The sequence below is a fragment of the Pseudomonadota bacterium genome, from assembly GCA_022572885.1.
Lineage (GTDB): Bacteria > Pseudomonadota > Gammaproteobacteria > Steroidobacterales > MnTg04 > MnTg04.
In genome coordinates this window covers 1-2,351 of record JACZVC010000066.1, presented here as the reverse complement: position 1 = coordinate 2,351, position 2,351 = coordinate 1, and the positions used below count along the sequence as shown (strand labels likewise).

The window sequence follows — 2,351 nt, the reverse complement described above, 5'->3', positions numbered from 1 at the left end:
TAAGCGTCCTAAGCCGACCAGCCTGTTGATCAGGCCTCGACTTCGGGCAGGAAACTCCTGCCGGGTACCGCTATTCCGAAGCGGTGGCGGATAATGCAGACCACGCTAATACAAAAGACATTCCCTGTCTATAGATAAGCCCTGCAGGTTTGAGCAGGGCGATATCTGCATCAATCCGCAGGCATCCGATCATGTGCGGGAAGGTCCTTTCGCATCAAGGCAAGAACGTGTATTCGATTCCACGTCACTCACCGAGAACTTGCAGAATCCCGCCAGAATGCTGTTATTTGCTGGTTCAGAGCGCCGCGTCACTACAGCCGCTTCGCTGCCGGTAGTGACGCGGCATATCGCTAATCCCCACCATTGTCATCGTCCCCATCCCACGACACTTCCACGATTATTCCGTCCGCCAATTCGTGTTCACCTTCGATATCGGGTTCGTAGGAGAACACGTCTTCTATCGACGTACAGAGGATGTTAGCGATCCTGAATGCCACTTCCAGTGAGGGTGAGTATTTGCCGCGCTCGATTGCACAGATTGTCTGACGGCTCACGCCGACGAATTTCGCGAGCTCTTTCTGCGTCATTTCACCGTGATGGAATCGCAGCTGCCGAATGGTGTTCGCATTCCGTAGCTCCGATGACGTTGATCTTCTGTTCGCATACGCGCCCATACGCCAGATTCGAAGATGGCGCATTCTGACTCGCGTCTGATAACTTCGCCAGACGCCGCATTGCAAGGACGCGATTATGTTGCAGCTGTTGGCTGGCCTGGATGCCGGCGAGGGATCGGTTTGTTTCAAACGTCACCGTCCGGAGCAAACGCTTCTCTATCGGCTTATCGAACAATACTATCCCGACTTCGAGATGCAGTGGGCGTCCGAGGGCAGAGTACTGCCGGACTACGTTCGTCGGGAGTTCGATGAGTTTCTAAGATGCGGCCGTCTCGAACATGGTTTTCTTCGCGTGCAATGCGAGTCTTGTCATGCGGAGCATCTGGTCGCCTTCAGTTGCAAACGCCGAGGTTTTTGTCCGAGCTGCGGCGCACGCCGTATGATCGAAAGTGCCGCCTTGCTGGTGGATGAAGTGTTACCGCACCAATCCATGCGTCAATGGGTGCTCAGCGTACCCTTTCCGCTGCGGTTTCTGTTTGCCAGCCAGCCGAAGATCATGGGCAAGGCGCTGGGCATTGTTTACCGCACGATCGCGACACACCTTAGCCACAAAGCAAGCTATAAGAATTCAACGGCCCACACCGGTGCAGTCACGCTGATTCAGCGTTTTGGCAGTGCGTTAAATCTGAACATCCATTTTCATATGTTGTTTCTTGATGGCGTCTACGTGGGCGCAACCGGTTCATCTGCCCGGTTTCGCCGGGTGAAAGCACCGACCAGCGCTGAGCTCACGCAACTCACCCACACCATCGCGCACCGTCTGGCCCGCTACCTGGAGCGCCAGGGATTACTGGAGCGAGATGCCGAGCACAGTTATCTGGCGCTGGAAGGTTTGGATGAAGACCCGATGGATCAACTGCGAGGGCATTCCATTACTTACCGCATTGCGGTGGGTCCCCAACAAGGCCGTAAGGTATTCACCTTGCAAACGCTGCCGGATGAACGCGATGCCGATGACACCCCGACGGTCGGAACGGTGGCCCGATTTTCCCTGCACGCCGGTGTGGCGGCCAAAGCCGATCAGCGTGACAAGCTAGAACGGTTGTGCCGCTATGTCACCCGACCGGCCATTGCTGAACAGCGTCTGTCACTGACCAACCAGGGCAAGGTTCGCTATGAGCTGAAAACCCCGTATCGTGATGGCACGACTCACATCATCTTCGAACCGGTGGATTTTTCGTTAAATTGGCCGCCCTCAATGACCGGTTGTGGCCGAAAGCGGACCCTAATTTCACCCAATTTCTGAAGTTTTAATGTCCGCTTTCGGGAAAAGCGGCCTGTCAGATTTCCTCAATGTAAGTGACTCGACGCAAGCCGAGTTTGCGAAGATACCAATCGCCCGGGTTTTTCTTGGTGCCATCCAAAAGTGATCCTAGATAGCTACTCTTGATTTTTAAATGTCGGGCGGCAGGCCTCAATCCGCCCTGTTCCTTCACTACTTCCTTGATTTTCCGACGTATCAACGCTTGCTCTTGTCTTGTCGGTGGTTTGATTACTGGATATCTCATCGTTTTTCTCTATACAGGTAATTGCCAAAGCGCTCTGTCTCATAATAGGCAGCCTCCGACAGATTATGGGGGCCAGTTGATTAAATCCAATGTCTGGCCCGGAAGCCGAACAATCGTCGCTAAAAACCAGGAAGGTAGCACTCGCATGAACGTCCGCTTTACCCCCGTG

The 2,351-nt window shown here is 54.1% G+C and carries 2 protein-coding genes and 1 pseudogene; 1 reads left to right on the top strand and 2 read right to left on the bottom strand.

From position 1 onward, the window contains the following. Positions 1-350: 350 nt before the first annotated feature. Positions 351-674, bottom strand: a complete 324-nt coding sequence (locus IIA05_13015; protein ID MCH9028009.1) for a helix-turn-helix transcriptional regulator — start codon at positions 672-674, stop codon at positions 351-353. Positions 675-750: 76 nt separating this feature from the next. Between IIA05_13015 and IIA05_13010 the strand changes: the two are divergent. Beyond that, positions 751-1,868: pseudogene (locus IIA05_13010) on the top strand (transposase). A gap of 86 nt (positions 1,869-1,954) precedes the next feature. Here IIA05_13010 and IIA05_13005 read toward each other — a convergent pair. Then, complete coding sequence (locus tag IIA05_13005) at positions 1,955-2,182, bottom strand: hypothetical protein (GenBank protein MCH9028008.1); 228 nt, start codon at positions 2,180-2,182, stop codon at positions 1,955-1,957. Positions 2,183-2,351: the final 169 nt, after the last annotated feature.

What these genes read in the sequence shown, in the direction of transcription:
- IIA05_13015 (MCH9028009.1), bottom strand. Translation starts at nt 674, where the DNA reads ATGGGCGCGTATGCGAACAGAAGATCAACGTCATCGGAGCTACGGAAT.
- IIA05_13005 (MCH9028008.1), bottom strand. Translation starts at nt 2,182, where the DNA reads ATGAGATATCCAGTAATCAAACCACCGACAAGACAAGAGCAAGCGTTG.